We start from the raw sequence: 19,115 nt of genomic DNA, 5'->3' as shown, positions 1-19,115 counted from the left end.
TTTCAGATATTTTTCGTGCTGATTTTCAGTTTGTTGATGGGTTCTGTTAAATTCAATGCTAAGATAAAAAACCAACCATGACTGCGGGTATAATCATTACCATATGTGTTATAGTAATTGCAATAATTCTTTTTGCGACAGAGGTTATTCCTATAGATTTGATTGCACTTTTGGCAATGGTGGTATTAATCGTAACTAGGGTTATTACACCGCAGCAGGGCGTAGAAGGGTTTAGTAATAAAGCGACTATTACAGTGGCTTTTATGTTTATACTCAGTGCTGCATTATTGAAAACCGGGGTATTTCAGGTATTGGCCCAGCGGTTGGCTCGAATTTTTAGGTATAATTTCAATATTGGTATGCTGCTTATGATGATTCTTATAGCTGTAGTATCGGCCTTTATTAACAATACGGCAGTTGTAGCAGTATTCATACCTGTAATTGTAAAAGTCGCTCATGTATCTGGGCAGAGTGCCTCAAAAATGCTTATCCCATTATCATTTGCTTCTATTTTTGGGGGAATCTGTACTTTAATAGGTACTTCTACTAACCTTTTAGTGGGGGGAATTGCAGAGCGAGAAGCTGGGATTTCAATAGGTGTTTTTGACCTATCCTCACTAGGGATCGTTTTTCTTCTAGTGGGAATTGTTTACATGCTGTTCTTTGGGATTAAGATTTTACCAGATAGGAAGGATGAAAGAAACCTGAAGGTGAAGTTTGGGATGCGTAACTATTTAACAGAGATAGAGTTGTTGGAAAGAGCAGATTCTGTTGGTAAGAAAATTATGGATTCTGAACTGGTGAAAGAGCTGGAAATGGATATTATTGAAGTTCGTCGTGATGGTCATAGTTTTATGCTTCCTCCAGGAGACTTCATGCTGGAAGCAAATGATATCCTTAAGATTCAATGTAATGTAGATAAAATAAAATCTTTAAAAGACAGGGCTCAAGTGGTAATGGTTGCTTCTGCTAATTTAGATAAGGAGAGATTAGACCAAGGAGGAGGGTCTACATTAGTAGAAATGGTAATTACAGCAAATTCAGAGATTGATGGTAAAACATTAAAGGAAGTGGATTTTAGAGGCCGTTATCGAGCCGTTCCTTTAGCTATAAAACATAGAGAGGATGTGAAACATGAGAATCTTTACGATATAGAACTAAAGGCAGGAGATATTATTATGTCGGAAATAAAGACACACTATGTTAAGGAGCTTAAACGTAGGGAGAATGAACAGGATGCTCCCTTTGTATTGCTTTCCGAAGACACTATCATTCACTTTGATAAGGCAAAGTTTTTTAAGGCTATTACAATAATTGTTTTAGTGGTGCTTCTGGCCGCTTTCGAAATTTTGGATATTATGGCAGGTGCCATCGCGGGAGCAAGTGTTTTAGTGCTGATGAATAACCTGACCATGAAGGAGGCTTATGAGTCTATTAATTGGCAAATTGTTTTCTTGTTGGCTGGAGCATTAAGCCTTGGAGCAGCAATGTCCAATACGGGGCTTGATAACCTGATAGCTCAATTCCTGCTGAACAATCTTGGGCAATGGGGACCAGTTGCAGTAGTCTCCGGATTGTACTTTGTGACATCCTTATTAACAGAAATCATGTCGAATAATGCTGCCGCAGCTCTTTTAGCCCCTATAGCCATTGCAATAGCCAATAGCTTGGGGTTAAGCCCTATTCCGTTTTTAATGGCCATTACTTTTGCGGCATCGGCAAGTTTTATGACACCTGTAGGCTATCAAACCAATACCATGGTTTATAGTGCAGGTCAGTATCGTTTTATGGATTTCGTGAAAGTAGGTACTATTCTAAATATCGTCTTTTGGATTTTGGCGACTCTACTTATACCTGTTTTCTATAAATTTTAATCTTGTATAAGCTTGAAATTTACGCCATCGCCTGGTTTTTTTTGAGCCAATATAGAAATAGCTTGTTCGCTAAGCTGAAAAATTCTGGGGTAGCCACCGGTTACTTGTGCATCCCGCATTAAAATAATAATCTTGCCACCAGGTGTCAATTGAACGGTTCCTGTATAAACGGGAACAGTCAAGATTTCGTTTAGGTTGTTTGGTAGAGTCTCTTCCAATTGAATGCCCATTCGGTTTTGAACTGGAGAAATATGAAATTCTGTTTGAAGTAGTTTGGTAAGAATGCTTTTCGGAAGTTCTTTGCCTTCTGGAGCTAAGTAGACTTCTAGATTTTGTGTTGAAAAAAGTGTTTTGTTCTCTGCAATGTATGATGAAGAACCTAGGGAAAACTGATTGTAGGGTAGGTATGTTAGCTGTTGTCCCTTTTTTAGTTGATGGTATTTAGTAATGCCTTTATACCAACTTCGGCTATTTAGTATACTTTCAGTTTGGAAACCATGCTTGATTGCTAAATATAATCTGCTTCCTTTGCTGAAGCCTCCAATTGTTAAATGATCTCCAGGCTGAATTGATATAATTCTATTTTTATTACGTTCTGTTCCATTTATTGAAATATGAGTATCTGCACCACTAATACAAATTTGTGTGGGTTCGGGAAAGATAAATTCCCCGCCCGAAAGTGTCATTTCCAAACATGCCGCATTTTGAGGATTGTTCAGCAGGTAGTTGACTAAGGCGTATGAATAGTGATCCATTGCACCACAATTTGGAACACCTAAATTTCCACAGCCAAACCGCCCTTTGTCCTGAATGGAGGAATAGAATCCGGGATTTACAACTTTTATGTATGCCTTAGTATGGCTCATGTTTTAATGAATAGTTGTTATTGTCAACTTGCAACTTAGTGTCGTTGAATGTATAGTTGTCTACGGATTGAAATTTAATAATGTCTCCTGGTTTAGGTTGGGTGGGAGGTGTGTTATTAATATTGAAAAGTTGAACGGGCGTTTTACCTATAATGTTCCAGCCTCCTGGGCTATCCATTGGGTAAATTCCAGTTTGTTTTCCACCAATGGCGACCGAACCTTTTTCAACGACAGGGTCTGGAGTTGATTTCCTTGGAGCAAATAGCTCCTTGGGTAATCCTCCCAAGTACATAAAACCGGGCATAAATCCATAAAAGTGCAATAAATACTCTGGCCTTTGATGCTGAGAGATAATTTCTGTTGGATTCAATCCTGTTAGTTCTGATACACGTTCAAGATCGCGACCATTGTACAAAACGGGTATGAACCATCGCTTTCTGTTTAAAGTAATAGAATTTGCCTTTTTTAATAATGATAGAAAACTTTCAATTTCATTTTTTTGATATCCACGTTTAAAACGCAAACTCAAACAATGGTAACCCATTGTAGCATCAATTACTTCGGTAGACCAATATTCGAGAGCTTTTTCTTTTGCAACCAACATATCCAAAAGAATGGATTCGCTGATTTGTTTTGGCCAAACAAATTCCAAAATGGTGGGCGTGATAAAATTGTATGTTGGGAGATAATTCATTCTCCTAAGTCTGTAATAGGTTTCGATAACATGTTATGGATAGCAGAGGTCAGGGCTAAAGCTTCGGGATTGTCACCATGAACACAAACTGTATCGGCTTCAATGAGCTTTAGGTTTCCGGTAACGGTCTTTACCAATTGTTTCTGTATCATCAGCAGCAAATGTTCTTTTACGGCTTTGGCATCATGTAATACTGCATTAGGTTCTTTTCTGTTTACCAAAGTGAGGTCGTCGTTATAGTTTCTATCGGCAAACACCTCGTACTTTAAATTGATCTTTTCCTTTTTTGCCAATTGTGCAGTTACCGAACCGTAAGGAGCGTACAAAAAAGTATCACCGAAATTTTCTTTCATTATCTTGATTATAATGGAAGCTATTTTTTTGTCAACTGCAGCTTGGTTGTACAGAGCACCATGAGGTTTTATATGATGTAGTTTTTCACCAGCTTGACCCAACAGTTTTTCCAAAAGCTGAATTTGATTCAATAGACTTTCCTCAAGTAGGTGGAGTTCTATCTCCATAGGCAACCGGCCAAAGTTTTCCGGATCGGGGTATGAAGGATGAGCACCTATCTTTACATGATTTTCCAAGGCTAAATTAATAGTGTGCTTCATGGTGTATTCGTTACCAGCATGACCGCCACAAGCAATATTACAGCTGCTTATTAAAGGCATAATAGCAATGTCGTTTGGCATGCCTTCACCTAAATCGCTATTAATATCTATGATTAGCTGCTCCATATTTCGAAAACCTTAATAATACTTTTTATTCCCAATACCCAGGTGATTACCCAAATACCGATGGATACTATATTCCAAATCCAATTGTTGGTATATTTTCCCATCAGGCTTTTCTTGTTGATTAACCATATAATAAAGGTACTCAAAAAGGGTAATAGTATGCCATTTGCCAATTGAGCCAAAGTGATAAGTTGTACTGGTTTTATGCCAAGGGAAGCAAAGAGAACACCTAAAAAGAGAATCGTACTAAAAGCAATTCGCATAGGTTTACTGTTGAGGTTGTTGTCCCACCCAAAGCATCCGCATATAACCAAAGCACCGGCCAAAGGAGCTGTTATGGCCGAAGTGATTCCGGCAGCAAAAAGTCCAGAACCAATAAAGTAAGTGGCTATACTGCCTAAAATAGGTTCAAGGCTTTTAGCCAGATCAAGTACGTTTTGTACGTCTTTAGCTTGACCTAGTGCTCCTGTTACTACTATGGCCATAGAAACCAATCCGCCTAATATCACGGCAATCAAAGTGTCTACTCTAGCGTATTTTATCTGTTCTGTACTGTGCCATTTTTTGGAAACCAAGGCAGCGTGCATAAATAGGTTGTACGGTACAACTGTTGTTCCGATTAAGGCTACAATGGTCATGATGTTGTCACTGTTTGCCATTGGTGTAAAACCATTTAAAAGTTCATTAAGTTTAGGTTTGCTCATTATGGCTGTAACCATAAATACAGAACTCATGACAATAACTATGGCTACCATAATTTGTTGCACACGTTTATAGTTGCCGCTCATCAGTAGAGCCCAAGCTATGAGCCCAGTGAGTAAAGTGTAGGGGGTAAAGTTTTCAAAAAGATTAATGCTTCCAAAAGCTTCGATACCAATTACGGCGCCACTAATATTCCCGGCTTGATAAGCGGCATTTCCAAAAACAATGGCAAGAATAATCAATCCTATAGCTAATGTCTTGACTATTGGGTTTTTTATGGTTTCTTTAATGACTTCTGGTAAACCTTTTTGAGTAGTGATACCTATACGAGCTGCCATTTCTTGTAAAACAATAGTGGCAATTATGGAAAGCATTAATGCCCAAAGTAGCGTGTAACCGAATTTCACACCGGCGAGAGTGCATACGGTTACCGTTCCAGGACCAATAAATGCAGCTGCAACCAATGGGCCTGGACCAATGTATTTTAAAAGTTTGGACTTCAAAAGCGTTTTTGATTTTGAGGATTGTGGTTTTTCCGAAGATAATGGTTTTGACCCAAAGTTAGATTTTGTTTTGCTTAATCGTTTTTATTCTCACTCCCCAATATCTTCATTCCACAACTCAGGATTGTTTTTTATAAAGTCCCTCATCATGGATTTACAATTATTATCATCAACCACAACAACTTCTACACCTCGTGACTTAAGTAATTCTTCCTCCCCCATAAATGTCGTGTTTTCACCGATGATAACTTTGGGGATGCCATAGAGTAAAATGGTTCCCGAGCACATTGGGCATGGCGACAATGTAGTGTATAAAGTGCATTCTTTGTAAATGCTTGCAGGTTGCCGACCGGCATTTTCCAAAGCGTCCATTTCACCATGACGTATTACACTCCCTTGTTGTACTCTGCGATTATGACCGCGACCTATTATTTTATCGTTGTGTACCAATACAGATCCGATGGGGATGCCACCTTCGTCCAGTCCATTTTTTGCTTCATTTATAGCTTCTTTTAGGAATTTATCCATGTTAAAAGTTTTATCATTAGTCTTTTGTGAACTCAACAACCAGTTCTTTATGTTGCGGAAATTTATACAGTAATTCCTGTCTAGATGGAAGTATAAAATCCCTAAAATCAAAGCCTGGAGAAACAGTACAGCCAACTAAGGCATAATCATCGGGGTTAAAAAGTTTAGCAGCAAACCAATGGTTGTTGGGAACTATCAACTGAGGCGTTTGCCCATTAATAATGTCTGAGCCTATTAAGTATTCTTTATGATCTCCATCTTCAGAAATGGTATGGAGAACTATAGGTGAGCCTTGGTAAAAATGCCAAATTTCATCTTGTTTGATTTTATGGAATGCAGAGATTTGATCAGAGGTCAATAAAAAATAAATACAAGTAGAATAATTTCTGTCACCTTCAAAATCAGGTAGGCTACTCTCTGTTATAAGGCCTTCACTTCTATGGGTTTCTTTGTAATATCCGCCTTCTGGGTGGGGAGCTAGGTTTAAAGCTTTTATGAGTTGCTCAGCTTGGTTCATGTTCTGGGTTTAGTGATATTAATCTGTTTTTTGAGCTATGATAACCAAGTCCTTTGATGTAATTTCCTGTTCCAATGGATTAGTTAATCGTGCTGTATGTATAGCTTTAAGTTTGTTGTCTCTTAATGCTTTTTCAATAAACTCGCCCTGATGGTAATAAATGTACAATTCATCTTCACCATTTGAGGATTTTTTAATCCCCGATTTACTAAAATCGGCCTCCATTATGCTGAGGTAGCATAGTCCATTTTGGTGTAAAGCAAGGCGAACACCTTCAATAAGATGTACAACCTCTTCCTTCGATAAGTAGGGGAGTCCAAATCCGCAAACAATAGCATCAAATGTTCTGTTTAAGCTGTTTAGTTCTCTACAGTCTAATTTTTCAACTTGAATAGAAGGATTGTTGCTTTTGGCAATCTCTAGCATATTGGGAGATAGGTCGGTAGCTGTAATTTTAAAGTCGGGGCGCTGTTCCAAAATATACTTCGTTAGGTTGCCTGGACCGCAGGCCAATTCTAAGATCTCGGGATTTTTCTTTTTTAGGGTTTTGCAAAAGATTTTTAAGGACGGTTTGTATAGTGAAACATCCATGTATTTCTCGTTATAGGCCTGTGCATACTTATTAAAAACATTGATGGTGTTTTTTGTTCTGTCCATTGGTTAAATTTGTAATATCAAACGCTTATCCCTAATCGCTGTCTTAAGATACTCTTTAAAGTGGGAATGGACTCAGCTTCAATTAAGTTTAGAGCCGTTACGCCACAAAGTTTTTCAACCAGTTCACGTCCTCCCAGGGTATTTGTGGAAATGCCTGTGACAATATCGGGTTTCAGGTCAAAGGCTTCCATAAGGCCATAAACGGAGTAGGGGTCTGAGGCGCTTAATATGGTGCATTTTACATGTTTTTTTATAGCTTGATAGGCCAGGTCGCCATTGTATGGCTCTAGTGGGGAAGCTCCTATTTCGATAACTGCAATATCAGCCGATTCATTACTTACGCAGTTCATCATGTACTGCAGTTTTTTCTTGTAAATGTCTGATGGAGCAATAGAGGAGGGGAGTCCAGCATCGACAAAGTCATAGACGGCATCTGCACCAATGTCTTTAATTGCAAGAATGTCTTTATAACGACCGGCTCCAGTAATTTTCGCGCCGACAACCTTAAGCCCTTTTTGCTTTAATAGCCCTGTAACAATCCTTGCCGATGTGGTTTTTCCAGCAGACATAGAGGTTCCAATAAAAAGTACTGTGGGCGTATTATAGGTTTTGTCCGGTTTGGGGACGATAAAATCATCCATGGTTAGTTTATTTCCATTTCTGGTAATGTGCCCTAAATACTTTATTTTCGGGAATGCCGGTTTAAAGGAAGATTTTGAAGTGAGTTTACCTAAAAGACCACCTGCTGTAAGAGCATGCATAATGCCATCCTGCTCAATGGTTTTCCAGCTACCCGTGGCTTCTAAGGTCGCATGGCGGTCTCCAAGAGCGCCTATCAATATTTCTCCGCTCATAATGCCCCGCATTCGTCCATTGGTTAATTCTAATTGGGCATTTGCATGGCCAGTATCAAGAATCTCGCAAGCTATAAAATCTGCCATATTCCAATGTTGCTGTTCCAATTTGGTTACTTGAAAAGGAACTGTGTTAAGATTTGTAGTTCGGGTCAGGGCTGTGTGAATATATGTGAGACTCATAGCGTTATTGTTTATTTATATTGGATCTTTTAACAGTAATAAGGTTAGAAGCGCTGTGCGCTCAATCAGTTTGTCTTTTAAAATATATTCGTGCTGGGCATGGGCGCCATCACCGGGTGTGCCCAAACCATCTAATGTTGCAGTGAACTGACTCGTAGTGTTACCATCAGATCCCCCTCCCGCCATGCCTTGTTCTAGTTCTAAGCCGAGGAGTTTTGCAGTTTCTTTAGCTTGTCTCCAAAGGGCCTGGTTCTCTTCGGTGGGAAGCATTGGTGGTCTGCGAATACCTCCTTCAACAGAAATGGTAACTTCAGGATGTACAGGTTGTAAGCCTTTTATTTTTTTTGTTATTAGGTCCCCATCCTCTTTGGTGTTCACTCTTACATCAATAATGGCTTGACTTTTAGGGGCGACAACGTTAGGGGAGAGCCCTCCGCTTATCATGCCTACGTTAACGGTTATGCCTTTTTTGGGGTCGTTCATGGCGAAAAGGTTTTGGATTTGATGAGAAAGCTCCACAATGGCATTAATACCTTTCTCGGGATCCAATCCTGCATGAGCAGACCTTCCGGTAATGGTTAGAACAAATTTTCCGACCCCCTTTCGAGATGTTTTTAGTCTACCATCTAATCCTAGTGGAGGCTCCATAACAAATGCTTTTGATGCTAATTTTGCTAACCTCTTTATGGTTGGGGTGGATTCAATACTGCCGATTTCCTCATCAGCATTAATAACTACCAAAGGCATGGCAGGTGGCTTTAAATTCAATTCCTTAATGGTTTTTAGTGCAAATAGAATTTGGGTTATACCTGCCTTCATATCGTAAATTCCAGGACCTGCCAATGTGTTGTTTTTTTCGGTTAAGGGCATGGTTTTTAATGAGCCTAAATCCCATACCGTGTCGCAATGGCCCAATAGTAATTGTTTGCCATTGTAAACAGATTTGTCAAATGGTCTAGCGTATATAAAACCTCCAGTTTCATAGCCGTTAGCTCTAAAAGTATAGTAGTTCAAGGATTTGAATTGGTTTTCTAAAAGAGTTTTAATGCGGTTTAAAGCTGGCCGATTGTTTGAAGGTGATTCACAGGCAACAAGTTCCTTAAGTAAGTTAAATACTGAATCTTTTTCCGAATTAAGGTGGTTTACAACTTTGCTGGCTATTTGTGAAGTAGCGGTCATCGTTTAAAGTTTTTTGGGAATGGAAAGTTGTATGTTTCGGTAATATTAGCAAATCGGTTGGGGGCAATAAAAGCGAGAAGACCATGCTCTGCAAGCTGCTTTTGTTCATCATTGTCAGAGGCTCTGAAATAATTGGTGTTTACCTTGGCAGCGATTATTTTTCCAGTAATAATACTATTTGAACCAAAACCGTCAATAATCTTAAAAAGGGAACACTCAAGATGAAGGTAAGCATCGGTTAAAAGCAGGGTATCGATAAGAGTTGCTTTATGTGTTGGCAATGCATTGATAACGTTATCGGTTTTCGGTAGTCGACAATCCCGGGGTAGGGCAGTAAGCGAAGCTAAGGTTACATTATCAGCTAATGGGAAACTTGCCGAAAATGATTTATGTTTCAAGACATTGTTGTAAGTACTGTGTTCTGGTGTGCAGACAAAGCCAAAATAATTATCAAAGCCCAAAGGTGTTGCCATGTGTTTTGGAGCCAGATCATATCCATTTCCTTCTTTAGTTCCTACTACAACCAATGGAGCAACTATAAATACTTTATCCCAAATTGGTGTTGAAATGTCTAAGTCCTTAAAACTAGCTTTTTTTTCCATAAGAATGACTTCTTTGGAGTTAATTTACAATAGTTTAAGAATATAAAAGATGATAAATATCAACAAGAAAAGCCTCAAAGTGCTCTGTCGTTAAAGCACAGTAAAGGTATGTTTATCTGAGCCTCCATACGCTTTACAAGATCCTCATGAAAAAAACGTCCAAAAAGTCCAATCCCTTCACGTTCTAGCATTACTAATAAATCGGCTTTTGAGGTATTGAGGTAATTATTTAGTTCTTCATAAATATTGGAAGTGAAAGAGGTGTGGAACAAAAGTTTGTCGTAGTTGATTTTAGTTGTCAACATCTCTTTAAACCATTCCATTTGATAACTTCCAGCATATTCTTTGTTTGTGGAAACATGGAACACATGGATTTTGGCATCAAAAACTTTAGCAATTTTGCTTAATCGGTAAATGGCTTCGATATCCTTATCTTCTAAATCTGAAGCATAAACAATGGTGTCTATTTGTTTTTTGCTAAAGGTATTTGGGGTAATAAGTAATGGAATTCTACTTTTTTCAATCAGGGTCAATGCGATATCACCAGCAAACATACCACGTTTAGAGTATTCGTCCTTTCTGCCAACAATAATAAGTTCGGCTTCCAGTTGTTTGGCTCGTTTTAAAACAGCCTCAACCACAGAGGTGTTTTCAATAGCTTCGGTAGTAACGTTTAGTTTGTCGAGATCATATTCTATGTTCTCCCTGCAATATTTTAAAACAGCTTGTTCATGTCCGTCGGCATCCAAACGTTTGACCTGTTTTGGAGCTCGTGACACAGAAATGGAGATTGGCGGGATGCTATAAACATTTAAAACCGCAAGTTTAGCGTCCATTTTTTGACTTATTAGATGGGCGTATTGTAACGCTGGTACGGCATGTTGGGAGCAGTCCGTCGCATAAATAAATGTACTCATGACAACTGTTTGTTAAATATTATTGATTAATAGCTCCCTTCAAGTTACGAAAGAATTAGGACTTTTTTTGTTGCTTCTTTTCTTCTTTCCGCTCTTCTTTCTCCAATTTTTTAAAATATCCTTTGAAAAGGAAGTTGTGTTTTAGGGCTTCCATGTTTTGATTGAATTTGTCCGTCCCTTCTTCTATGTTTTTTATTGTAGTTTCCAATTGTTTTACTAAAGTAGTGTCAGTCATCAAATAGTTTACAGCTCCTTTACCTTCCTTAAAGGTTTTTACAGTTTCGTTAAGCGTGTTAATTGTGCTGTCTATTTGCATACTTGAGTAATCCAGATTGTTGATGATTTTCTGAATTTTTGCTGCAGCAATACTATCTTTAAGTAAAACACCTGCAACGCTGTTTTCCATATTAATAGCGTTGATTTTTTCATTCAGTAGATGTAGTGTTCGGTTGGTTTCTATGCTAATGCTTTTAAGGTTTAAAATGGTTTGTTCTAGGTTGCTTGCCATAATCGTGTCATTAAGCAGTCTGCCGAAGGTTCCTTCTCCATGGGTCAGCGAACGGGAAACTTTTAATAAGTTAGCGGTTAATAGGGCAGCGTTCTCATTGGTAACACTTAAGGTGTTAATTAATTCTTTGGTGCCAATACGGGTATACGAAATGATTTGATCTCCATTTTTTACGGCTAGTTCATTGCCTTTTCCGGGGGAAATGTTTACAAGCATGTTACCAACTAAACCATCAGAACCAATGGTTGCTACTGCATCTTTTTTAATGTGGGGTTGTATAGTTTCCTTTATGGACATAATAACCCTAATAGTGGTATCATTTTCCATGGTAATGTCTTTCACGGTGCCAACATTAATTCCAGAGAATCGTACATTGTTGCCTTCTTGTAGCCCGTTAACATTATTGAAAATGGCATGGATAGTAATCGTTCGATTAAACATGGCCTGATTGTTTCCTATTAGGTAAGCCGCAAAGATCAATAATGCAGTTCCCAATATAACTAAAACTCCCAACCTGATGTTTTCTGATTTTGACTTTACCATAATACTGTTATTTAAAAAAGGCTTTGACCTTGGGGTCAGTTACTTTGATTAACTCTTGATAGGTGCCTTCGGCATAATTTATACCGTCTACCAAAAGGATAATCCTATCCGATATAACCCTAGCACAATCCACATCGTGTGTAATTATCAAGGATGAGGTATTGTATTTTTTTTGAATGTTTTTCATTAGGTTAATGATCTCTTTGGATGTTATGGGGTCCAATCCGCTTGTGGGTTCATCATAGAGCATGATTTTTGGTTTTAAAATCAGGGTTCGTGCTAAGGCGACTCTGCGTTTCATGCCGCCAGATAGTTCGTCTGGCATTAAATCTACCGTATGCGCCAATCCTACACTTTCCAGGGCTTCCAAAACCATTTTTTCGGTATTAATGTTTTGGTCAAATTTGTCTTTATGGCGACGAAGTGGAAATTCAAGGTTTTCCCTTACTGTCATAGAGTCGTAAAGGGCACTTCCTTGAAAAAGAAATCCTATATCAGAACGGAGTTGATCCAGTGTGTCCTTATCTATTGTTGTGATATCGTTGTTCATAACCATTATGTCTCCACTATCGGCTTGCATCAGCCCAACGAGACATTTTATCATTACTGATTTTCCTGATCCCGACTTTCCCATAATTACCAGACTCTCACCTTCATAAAGCTTCATGTTGAAACCGTTGAGTACATGGTTGTCTCCAAAGTGTTTTGTTAAGTCTTTTATGTTTATGACTGTTTTATTTGTTTGAGAAGAAGTTGTTTCAGGTGATATGTTTTGTTCTGTAATCATACGCTATAAAAAATATCTGTTATTACTACGGCAACGAAGTCCAAAACAAAAATCAAGACGGAAGCCAATACTACTGCGGTATTAGCTGCTTGCCCCACACCTGCGGTTCCTTTGTTACAATAATAGCCTTTGTAGCAGCCAACCAGGCCTATTGCAAACCCGAAGAATATTGTTTTTATTGTAGCTGGTATAAGGTCAGTGAATTCTAGAGCTGTAAATACTTGGTTGAAAAATAGCAGAAAGGATACATCTCCTTTGTTGTGTTCTATCAAATAAGACCCAAAAAGGGCTAGAGTATCCCCTATTATTACCAAAATAGGAACCATTAATGTTGTAGCTGCAATTCGGGTTACCACCAAAAATTTAAACGGATTGGTGCCAGAAACTTCCATGGCGTCGATTTGTTCGGTTACACGCATAGACCCAAGTTCTGCTCCCATTCCAGAAGCGATCCTGCCAGCACAGATCAGTGCTATAATAACCGGGCCAATTTCCCGAACTATAGAAATTCCAACCATTGATGGCATCCAGGAAACTGCTCCAAACTGTTGCAAGGTAGGGCGTGTTTGCAGAGTAAGTACTAAACCTATGATAAATCCGGTAAGTCCAACCAATGGTAAGGAGCGATTGCCAACATTAAAACATTGCCGCAACAATTCACTAAATTCAAAAGGGGGTTTTAGTGCTTGTTGAAAAAAGCGAACGGCAAAATATGACAGAGCCCCAACTTCCAAAAAAAAGTTGTTTGTCATTTGAGCGATTGTCAATTGTTTGGCCATGACTTTTGCCTTTTTATTTAGTTGGTCTGTATTTTATATAGTAGTTTTTTATGGGGTAATATTCTTGTGGTTAGGTGGTTAGGTGGAATAAATTTACATTATCTTTAATGGAAAACCTACAAAACAATACCTTAATGTATTGAGTGTTTGAGGAGTGGAGAGGTAGATGTGTTTAATTGATAATTGTATAAATGAACGGAAAAAATGTTTTAACACCAGAGGAAAAGGCATTTTTAAAAGGGCCTAGAGATCGTTTTAAGGAGTTTTGGTTTACCTGTAAGGTACATTACCATTTCATTAGAGCATTCAGAAAAATGCACTTTTTGGGACCTAGTGTTACGGTATTTGGTTCAGCGCGTTTTCAATCTGATAATCATTTTTACAAACAAGCAGAGGAAATTGGTGCTTGTATGGCTAAGTTAGGGTTTACGGTGATGACCGGCGGTGGACCAGGAATTATGGAGGCAGCCAATAAAGGGGCTTACGAAAACGGAGGGTACTCTGTAGGTTGTAATATTGTTTTGCCTAAAGAGCAGGAACCCAATCCTTATCTCCATAAGTGGATAAACATTCCGTATTTTTTTGTTAGGAAGTTTTTATTGATGAAGTACTCGTATGCCTTTGTGGTGATGCCTGGTGGAATTGGTACATTGGATGAACTTTTTGAAGCATTGACTTTAATCCAAACTAAGATGATTAATCATTTTCCAGTGATATTATTTGGAAAGGAATACCATAAAGAGCTTTACGAGCATATACATATTATGGCTGTTAATGAAAGTATTGATAAAGCAGATATGGATTTATTGTTCATTACTGATTCTGTAAAGGAAATGGAAGATCATTTGAGGTATTATGCCATTGAAAAATTTGGATTGGTTCGTAAACCGATTAAAACCCGATGGTGGTTTGGAGAATTCGATGGAAGTAGGTATTCCTGACTGTATTTGTTAGTTTAAATGTTATTTTATGAGAGCAATGGTTTTAAAAAAAATAGCCTCACTAATGGAAAACGAGAGTCCATTGCAGTTGGTGGATCTCCCCATTCCCGAGCCCAAGCATGGGGAGGTACTGGTAAAAGTTTATGTGTGTGGAGTGTGCCATACAGAGTTGGATGAGATAGAGGGACGTACACCACCATCAGATTTTCCGCGAGTTTTAGGACATCAGGTTGTAGGTGAGGTGGTAAAAAAGGGGGAGGGATGCGATAAGACTGAAAAAGGGCAACGTGTGGGGGTAGCTTGGATATTTTCTGCCTGTGGTAAATGCAAGTTTTGTAATGAGGGAAGGGAAAATCTTTGTGATGATTTTTTGGCTACAGGCAGGGATGTCAATGGTGGATATGCCGAGTATATGGTGGTTCCAGAAAGCTATGTTCATAATATTCCCGAGACATTCACTGCTGCCGAAGCTGCACCTCTATTATGTGCTGGAGCTGTTGGTTATCGTTCTGTATGGCTGGCAGGATTGAAAAATGGTGAAGCGCTAGGTCTTACGGGCTTCGGGGCATCTGGACATTTGGTGCTAAAGATGGTGAGATTTAAATACCCCGATTCCAATGTCTATGTATTTGCTAGAAGTGAGCGGGAGCAAAAGTTTGCAATGGATTTAGGGGCTGTCTGGGCTGGCTATACAACGGATACACCTCCTGTTAAGCTCAATGCCATTATTGATACCACTCCCGTTTGGAAGCCTGTCGTCGAAGCCTTGTTAAGGTTGCAAAAAGGTGGTAGATTGGTTGTAAATGCTATTCGAAAAGAGGATATTGATAAATCCTATTTACAAAATATTTCGTATCACGATCATCTTTGGCAGGAAAAGGAAGTTGTAAGTGTGGCCAATGTTACATCGCAAGATGTAAGGGCGTTTTTGGAATTGGTTGTCAAGGCAAATATCAAACCTGATTTTAAAGAGTACCCGTTGGAAGATGCTAATAAGGCATTGCTAGAAATGAGAGAAGGGAAAATAAGAGGAGCTAAAGTACTGCGAGTATCCTCTGAAAATTAAAAATCTTCAAATCGATTCAAGCGGTTTTTTAATTGGATTAGTTCCCGTTGCATTTCGTTTATCTTTTCCTGAAGATGACTAATAGCTTCAAGGCCTTCTACATTTATGCCCAGTTCTTCATGCAGTCGTGTCATCCGTTCCAAAATGGGTAGATGCTCATCGTAAATGTATTGCCTTGTTTCAATGGTTTTAATACTGATGATGTCCAGTTCGTACAATGAAATTACAAAGTCTTCTTTAATGTTGTGACTAATACAATACTCTTCAACGGAAATGATGTATTCAGGATTCATGATTGATGTATTATAGGTTGGTTTTTTCCAACTGTTCAAATAGTGCCTGCTGCTCTTTGGTTAACGATTTTGGGAGTTCTACTTGATAGGTGATATATAGGTCTCCAAACTGATCGTCTTTTTTATATCTAGGAAATCCTTTTCCTTTCAGTTTTATTTTCGCCCCGTTTTGTGTTCCAGGAGGAACCTTAAGCTTTACCTGTCCATCAAAAGTGTTTACGGTAATGTCTCCTCCAAGAACGGCTTTGGTTAAGGGAATACTTTGGGTTTTAAATAAATTGGCTCCTTCGCGTTTGAATTCGGTATTGTTTTTAATATTGAAAGTAATGTATAAATCTCCCTTAGGTCCATTGTTAATACCTGGTCCGCCGTGACCTTTGATTTTTATTGTCTGTCCATTTTCAATGCCTGCGGGAATAGTAATCCGAATGTTCTTCCCGTTAACGGTTAGCGTTTGTTTATGCGACTTAAAAGTATTTCTTAAGTCCAATTGAAGTTCTGCATTATAGTCCTGTCCTCTAAAGCGTACTTCTCGTCCTCTGGAGCGACCACCAAACCCTCCAGAACCAAACATCGATTCAAAGAAATCTGAGAAGTCTTCGGTATTGCCACCTCCAAAATGCGAATAGGCTTGTTGTTGGGATTGTTGTCTAGATCTTGCTTTTTCGAACTCTTCTGCATGTTGCCAGTCCTTGCCATATTCATCATATTTCTTTCGTTTATCTGGGTCGCTTAAAACTTCGTTGGCTTCATTGACGGCTTTGAATTTCTTTTCGGCTTCCTTGTCATTGGGGTTAAGGTCCGGGTGGTATTTTCTGGCTAGTTTTCTGTAAGCCTTTTTTATATCTGCAGAAGTAGCAGTTTTGTCCAATTCCAAAATACTGTAGTAATCAATAAACTCCATAGTGAAGATGCAATAGGTTTATTTAAAGTTGGTTTGCTTATTAAAAATAAGGAAATTAAATGTGGTTTTAAACTCTTGATTCTACAAAAAAGTGAAATAAAACGTATTTTACCTTCTTAACAACAGGCCTTTTTACCCTTATTTAAAGTATTGTGTTGTTTAATGGGGAGATATACCATGCAAGGTTGTAACTTTGTGCCCAAGAAAATTCAAGCAGTATGAGCCATAAAGCAGGTTTTGTAAATATAATTGGTAATCCAAATGTTGGAAAGTCTACATTGATGAATGCTTTTGTTGGGGAGAAATTATCCATTATAACTTCAAAGGCACAAACAACACGTCATAGAATTTTAGGAATTGTTAACGGAGAAGACTTTCAGGTGATTTTGAGTGATACTCCAGGAATCATTAAACCAGCTTATGAGCTTCAGGAGTCCATGATGGATTTCGTGAAATCGGCTTTCGAAGATGCCGATGTCTTGGTGTATATGGTGGAGATTGGAGAGCGTGAACTAAAAGACGAAGCCTTCTTTAATAAGATAACCAATTCCAAGATTCCTGTTTTACTGTTGTTAAATAAGATTGATAAATCTGATCAAGCTCAGTTGGAGGAACAGGTACAGTTATGGCAGGAAAAAGTGCCTAATGCAGAGATTTTTCCAATTTCGGCTTTGGAAGGGTTTCAGGTACCACAGGTATTTGATCGTATTATAGAATTATTACCAGACTCACCTCCGTTTTATCCTAAAGATCAGTTGACAGACAAGCCAGAACGCTTTTTTGTAAACGAAACCATTAGAGAGAAAATCCTATTGCACTACAAAAAGGAAATCCCTTATGCAGTTGAGGTTGATACCGAAGAGTTTTTTGAAGAGGAAAATATCATCCGAATCCGTTCTGTAATCATGGTAGAGCGCGATACGCAAAAGGGAATTATCATTGGCCATAAAGGAAGCGCGTTAAAACGTGTTGGGGTTGAGGCTAGAAAAGATCTTGAGAAGTTTTTTGGAAAGCAAATCCACTTGGAGCTTTATGTAAAAGTGAACAAAAACTGGAGAAGTAGCCAACAGCAGTTAAGACGTTTTGGTTATAACCAAAAGTAAACTTGCCCACACTGTGGTTGTTATCTTTTAATTACACTATCTTTGCACCCGAAAATATTTTAATACAATGAGTAATATTGTTGCCATAGTAGGACGCCCTAATGTAGGGAAGTCTACATTTTTTAACCGATTAATACAACGCCGTGAGGCAATTGTAGATGCCGTTAGTGGTGTTACAAGAGACCGCCATTACGGTAAAAGTGATTGGAATGGTAAAGAATTCTCATTGATCGATACCGGAGGGTATGTGATTGGTAGTGACGATATTTTTGAAGCTGAAATCGATAAGCAGGTAGAATTGGCTATCGATGAGGCCGATGCTATAATCTTTATTGTAGATGTGGAATCTGGTGTTACCGGAATGGATATGGATGTTGCCAATCTACTCCGAAAAGTGGATAAGCCCATATTCTTAGCTGTAAATAAGGTTGATAATGCAGCACGAGCTCAAGATGCTGTTGAGTTTTATACCCTTGGCTTAGGGGAATATTATACTATTGCCAGTATTAACGGTAGTGGTACGGGAGATCTTTTAGATGCTCTAGTAGAAGCGCTTCCCGAAAAGGAAGAACGTATTGAAGAAAACTTACCTCGTTTTGCGGTAGTAGGACGACCTAATGCCGGAAAATCATCGTTTATCAATGCCTTAATTGGTGAAGATAGATATATTGTTACCGATATAGCAGGAACTACTCGTGATGCTATTGATACCAAATACAACCGTTTTGGGTTTGAATTCAATTTAGTTGATACGGCTGGGATTAGAAGAAAGTCTAGAGTAAAAGAAGACTTGGAATTCTATTCGGTAATGAGAAGTATTCGTGCTATAGAACATGCAGATGTATGTTTATTATTGCTTGATGCTACTCGTGGTTTTGATGGTCAGGTACAAAACATTTTCTGGTTGGCAGAACGCAACCGTAAAGGGATCGTAATCTTGGTGAATAAGTGGGATTTGGTTGAAAAGGATACTCAATCTGTTAAGAAATACGAAAAACGTATCCGCAAGGAAATAGAACCGTTTACCGATGTGCCAATTATTTTCATTTCTGCACTTACAAAGCAACGTATCTATAAAGCTATTGAAACAGCTGTAGAGGTTTATAAAAACCGTAGCAAGAAAATAAAAACAAGCCAACTTAATGAAGTGCTGTTGCCAATAATTGAGAATAATCCACCACCAGCCTATAAAGGGAAATACGTGAAGATTAAGTTTATCACTCAGCTGCCAACGCCACAGCCTCAGTTTGCCTTCTTCTGTAATTTGCCACAGTACGTTCGCGATCCTTACAGACGATTCTTGGAGAACAAACTCCGCGAGCATTTCGATTTTAATGGAGTGCCTGTGTCTGTATACATGCGTAAGAAGTAATAG

Annotated in this window: 21 protein-coding genes; 5 read left to right on the top strand and 16 right to left on the bottom strand. The window is 38.6% G+C overall.

Going from position 1 to position 19,115, the window contains the following annotated elements; genetic code table 11:
• Positions 1-77: 77 nt before the first annotated feature.
• Positions 78-1,874 (top strand): SLC13 family permease, encoded by a 1,797-nt coding sequence (locus PWU04_RS00640; protein ID WP_274473869.1) that lies wholly within the window; start codon positions 78-80, stop codon positions 1,872-1,874.
• Here PWU04_RS00640 and PWU04_RS00635 read toward each other — a convergent pair.
• From PWU04_RS00635 to PWU04_RS00570, 14 genes are all read right to left on the bottom strand, one after another.
• Complete coding sequence (locus PWU04_RS00635; protein ID WP_274473868.1) at positions 1,871-2,740, bottom strand: 5-oxoprolinase subunit C family protein; 870 nt, start codon at positions 2,738-2,740, stop codon at positions 1,871-1,873. The two genes, PWU04_RS00640 and PWU04_RS00635, sit on opposite strands and share 4 nt — an antisense overlap.
• A complete protein-coding gene (gene pxpB, locus PWU04_RS00630; RefSeq protein WP_274473867.1) occupies positions 2,727-3,434 on the bottom strand; it encodes a 5-oxoprolinase subunit PxpB in 708 nt (235 codons plus the stop codon). The genes PWU04_RS00635 and pxpB overlap by 14 nt, the downstream gene beginning before the upstream one ends.
• Positions 3,431-4,174, bottom strand: coding sequence for a 5-oxoprolinase subunit PxpA (pxpA, locus tag PWU04_RS00625; protein ID WP_274473866.1), 744 nt, complete (start codon positions 4,172-4,174; stop codon positions 3,431-3,433). Before pxpA ends, pxpB begins: the two co-directional genes overlap by 4 nt.
• Positions 4,162-5,379 (bottom strand): Nramp family divalent metal transporter, encoded by a 1,218-nt coding sequence (locus PWU04_RS00620; RefSeq protein ID WP_274473865.1) that lies wholly within the window; start codon positions 5,377-5,379, stop codon positions 4,162-4,164. The genes pxpA and PWU04_RS00620 overlap by 13 nt, the downstream gene beginning before the upstream one ends.
• Before the next feature lie 90 nt (positions 5,380-5,469).
• Entirely contained in the window at positions 5,470-5,907 is a 438-nt protein-coding gene (locus PWU04_RS00615; RefSeq protein ID WP_274473864.1) for a nucleoside deaminase, read from the bottom strand.
• 16 nt (positions 5,908-5,923) lie between these two features.
• On the bottom strand, positions 5,924-6,424 hold the full coding sequence (locus PWU04_RS00610; protein WP_274473863.1) for a cupin domain-containing protein: 501 nt from the start codon (positions 6,422-6,424) through the stop codon (positions 5,924-5,926).
• A gap of 18 nt (positions 6,425-6,442) precedes the next feature.
• Positions 6,443-7,081, bottom strand: coding sequence for a class I SAM-dependent DNA methyltransferase (locus tag PWU04_RS00605; RefSeq protein ID WP_274473862.1), 639 nt, complete (start codon positions 7,079-7,081; stop codon positions 6,443-6,445).
• Positions 7,082-7,098: 17 nt separating this feature from the next.
• The gene (locus PWU04_RS00600) at positions 7,099-8,118 is read right to left on the bottom strand and encodes a hypothetical protein (RefSeq protein WP_274473861.1); all 1,020 of its coding nucleotides are present in this window, start codon (positions 8,116-8,118) and stop codon (positions 7,099-7,101) included.
• A 15-nt stretch (positions 8,119-8,133) separates the two neighbouring features.
• The gene (locus PWU04_RS00595) at positions 8,134-9,297 is read right to left on the bottom strand and encodes a M20 family metallopeptidase (protein WP_274473860.1); all 1,164 of its coding nucleotides are present in this window, start codon (positions 9,295-9,297) and stop codon (positions 8,134-8,136) included.
• Complete coding sequence (locus PWU04_RS00590; RefSeq protein WP_274473859.1) at positions 9,294-9,899, bottom strand: flavin reductase; 606 nt, start codon at positions 9,897-9,899, stop codon at positions 9,294-9,296. The genes PWU04_RS00595 and PWU04_RS00590 overlap by 4 nt, the downstream gene beginning before the upstream one ends.
• A 74-nt stretch (positions 9,900-9,973) precedes the next feature.
• Positions 9,974-10,816 (bottom strand): universal stress protein, encoded by an 843-nt coding sequence (locus PWU04_RS00585; protein WP_274473858.1) that lies wholly within the window; start codon positions 10,814-10,816, stop codon positions 9,974-9,976.
• A 55-nt stretch (positions 10,817-10,871) separates the two neighbouring features.
• Positions 10,872-11,867, bottom strand: a complete 996-nt coding sequence (locus tag PWU04_RS00580) for an MlaD family protein (protein ID WP_274473857.1) — start codon at positions 11,865-11,867, stop codon at positions 10,872-10,874.
• Between the two features lie 7 nt (positions 11,868-11,874).
• On the bottom strand, positions 11,875-12,654 hold the full coding sequence (locus PWU04_RS00575) for an ABC transporter ATP-binding protein (protein ID WP_274473856.1): 780 nt from the start codon (positions 12,652-12,654) through the stop codon (positions 11,875-11,877).
• Positions 12,651-13,433: an MlaE family ABC transporter permease gene (locus PWU04_RS00570; protein WP_274473855.1), complete on the bottom strand. Its 783-nt coding sequence runs from the start codon at positions 13,431-13,433 to the stop codon at positions 12,651-12,653. The genes PWU04_RS00575 and PWU04_RS00570 overlap by 4 nt, the downstream gene beginning before the upstream one ends.
• 191 nt (positions 13,434-13,624) lie before the next feature.
• Here PWU04_RS00570 and PWU04_RS00565 point away from each other — a divergent pair, with 191 nt between their 5' ends.
• Positions 13,625-14,374 (top strand): LOG family protein, encoded by a 750-nt coding sequence (locus PWU04_RS00565; protein WP_274473854.1) that lies wholly within the window; start codon positions 13,625-13,627, stop codon positions 14,372-14,374.
• A 64-nt stretch (positions 14,375-14,438) separates the two neighbouring features.
• Positions 14,439-15,440 (top strand): zinc-dependent alcohol dehydrogenase family protein, encoded by a 1,002-nt coding sequence (locus PWU04_RS00560; RefSeq protein ID WP_274473853.1) that lies wholly within the window; start codon positions 14,439-14,441, stop codon positions 15,438-15,440.
• Here PWU04_RS00560 and PWU04_RS00555 read toward each other — a convergent pair.
• Together PWU04_RS00555 and PWU04_RS00550 are read right to left on the bottom strand one after the other, a co-directional pair.
• Positions 15,437-15,733 (bottom strand): chaperone modulator CbpM, encoded by a 297-nt coding sequence (locus tag PWU04_RS00555; protein ID WP_274473852.1) that lies wholly within the window; start codon positions 15,731-15,733, stop codon positions 15,437-15,439. The two genes, PWU04_RS00560 and PWU04_RS00555, sit on opposite strands and share 4 nt — an antisense overlap.
• Before the next feature lie 10 nt (positions 15,734-15,743).
• The gene (locus PWU04_RS00550; RefSeq protein ID WP_274473851.1) at positions 15,744-16,637 is read right to left on the bottom strand and encodes a J domain-containing protein; all 894 of its coding nucleotides are present in this window, start codon (positions 16,635-16,637) and stop codon (positions 15,744-15,746) included.
• Between the two features lie 218 nt (positions 16,638-16,855).
• On the opposite strand from PWU04_RS00550, the gene era reads away from it, so the two are divergent.
• Both era and der read left to right on the top strand, forming a co-directional pair.
• Positions 16,856-17,740, top strand: a complete 885-nt coding sequence (era, locus tag PWU04_RS00545) for a GTPase Era (RefSeq protein WP_274473850.1) — start codon at positions 16,856-16,858, stop codon at positions 17,738-17,740.
• Between the two features lie 67 nt (positions 17,741-17,807).
• Positions 17,808-19,112 (top strand): ribosome biogenesis GTPase Der, encoded by a 1,305-nt coding sequence (der, locus tag PWU04_RS00540; RefSeq protein ID WP_274473849.1) that lies wholly within the window; start codon positions 17,808-17,810, stop codon positions 19,110-19,112.
• Positions 19,113-19,115 lie beyond the last annotated feature (3 nt).

Origin of the sequence: Mangrovimonas aestuarii (assembly GCF_028767185.1) — a bacterium.
Taxonomy (GTDB): Bacteria; Bacteroidota; Bacteroidia; order Flavobacteriales; family Flavobacteriaceae; genus Mangrovimonas_B; species Mangrovimonas_B aestuarii.
This window is presented reverse-complemented; position numbering and strand designations above follow the sequence as displayed.

Excerpts from the sequence above, each read along its gene's own strand:
- PWU04_RS00590 (WP_274473859.1), bottom strand. The coding sequence starts at position 9,899 with ATGGAAAAAAAAGCTAGTTTTAAGGACTTAGACATTTCAACACCAATT.
- PWU04_RS00595 (WP_274473860.1), bottom strand. The coding sequence starts at position 9,297 with ATGACCGCTACTTCACAAATAGCCAGCAAAGTTGTAAACCACCTTAAT.
- der (WP_274473849.1), top strand. The coding sequence starts at position 17,808 with ATGAGTAATATTGTTGCCATAGTAGGACGCCCTAATGTAGGGAAGTCT.
- PWU04_RS00570 (WP_274473855.1), bottom strand. The coding sequence starts at position 13,433 with ATGGCCAAACAATTGACAATCGCTCAAATGACAAACAACTTTTTTTTG.
- pxpA (WP_274473866.1), bottom strand. The coding sequence starts at position 4,174 with ATGGAGCAGCTAATCATAGATATTAATAGCGATTTAGGTGAAGGCATG.
- PWU04_RS00585 (WP_274473858.1), bottom strand. The coding sequence starts at position 10,816 with ATGAGTACATTTATTTATGCGACGGACTGCTCCCAACATGCCGTACCA.
- PWU04_RS00555 (WP_274473852.1), bottom strand. The coding sequence starts at position 15,733 with ATGAATCCTGAATACATCATTTCCGTTGAAGAGTATTGTATTAGTCAC.
- PWU04_RS00550 (WP_274473851.1), bottom strand. The coding sequence starts at position 16,637 with ATGGAGTTTATTGATTACTACAGTATTTTGGAATTGGACAAAACTGCT.
- pxpB (WP_274473867.1), bottom strand. The coding sequence starts at position 3,434 with ATGAATTATCTCCCAACATACAATTTTATCACGCCCACCATTTTGGAA.
- PWU04_RS00610 (WP_274473863.1), bottom strand. The coding sequence starts at position 6,424 with ATGAACCAAGCTGAGCAACTCATAAAAGCTTTAAACCTAGCTCCCCAC.
- era (WP_274473850.1), top strand. The coding sequence starts at position 16,856 with ATGAGCCATAAAGCAGGTTTTGTAAATATAATTGGTAATCCAAATGTT.
- PWU04_RS00635 (WP_274473868.1), bottom strand. The coding sequence starts at position 2,740 with ATGAGCCATACTAAGGCATACATAAAAGTTGTAAATCCCGGATTCTAT.
- PWU04_RS00560 (WP_274473853.1), top strand. The coding sequence starts at position 14,439 with ATGGAAAACGAGAGTCCATTGCAGTTGGTGGATCTCCCCATTCCCGAG.
- PWU04_RS00615 (WP_274473864.1), bottom strand. The coding sequence starts at position 5,907 with ATGGATAAATTCCTAAAAGAAGCTATAAATGAAGCAAAAAATGGACTG.
- PWU04_RS00640 (WP_274473869.1), top strand. The coding sequence starts at position 78 with ATGACTGCGGGTATAATCATTACCATATGTGTTATAGTAATTGCAATA.
- PWU04_RS00575 (WP_274473856.1), bottom strand. The coding sequence starts at position 12,654 with ATGATTACAGAACAAAACATATCACCTGAAACAACTTCTTCTCAAACA.
- PWU04_RS00605 (WP_274473862.1), bottom strand. The coding sequence starts at position 7,081 with ATGGACAGAACAAAAAACACCATCAATGTTTTTAATAAGTATGCACAG.
- PWU04_RS00580 (WP_274473857.1), bottom strand. The coding sequence starts at position 11,867 with ATGGTAAAGTCAAAATCAGAAAACATCAGGTTGGGAGTTTTAGTTATA.
- PWU04_RS00565 (WP_274473854.1), top strand. The coding sequence starts at position 13,625 with ATGAACGGAAAAAATGTTTTAACACCAGAGGAAAAGGCATTTTTAAAA.
- PWU04_RS00600 (WP_274473861.1), bottom strand. The coding sequence starts at position 8,118 with ATGAGTCTCACATATATTCACACAGCCCTGACCCGAACTACAAATCTT.